This window comes from Roseovarius halophilus (ex Wu et al. 2025) (assembly GCF_047086965.1).
On sequence record NZ_JBKOTX010000563.1, the window covers coordinates 1 to 478 of the forward strand.

The window sequence follows — 478 nt, forward strand, 5'->3', positions numbered from 1 at the left end:
GCCATGGCGTAATCGCAAGCGCAGGGATCATCATATGTCCTCGGCGAGCCAACCCATCGGCGTGATTGCCAAACTGCTCGATCTCTCGGAGCGGCGGGTCCAGCAGCTCAGCCGCGAGGGGGTTATCCCGAAGGCGGAGCGTGGCCAGTACGATCTCATCGGCTCGGTGCGTGGTTATGTCCTGTATCTGCGGGACCAGGCGAGCAAGGCGCAGGCCGGTGCCCCGGACTATGCGGCGGAGCGGGCGCGGTTCATCCGGGCGCGCGCTGACCTCGCTGAAATGGACGCCGAGCAAAAACGCCGCGCGCTGATTGCGGCGGACCAGATCGAGGCTGCCTGGATCGCGGTGCTTGCGCTTTTGCGAACGCGCCTGCTGGCGCTGCCAGACCGGTTGGCCCCACAGGCCTTTGACCAATCCACTGTCGGAGACACCCGGAACCTGATCCGCGCCGCGATCCGCGAGGTGCTCGATGATCTC

Annotated in this window: 1 protein-coding gene; it reads left to right on the top strand. The window is 65.9% G+C overall.

The annotated features are described in order from the left end of the window. Positions 1–34 precede the first annotated feature (34 nt). Positions 35–478 (top strand): terminase small subunit, Nu1 (locus ACH107_RS33505; protein WP_412509886.1); only part of this gene is annotated, 444 nt, incomplete at its 3' end.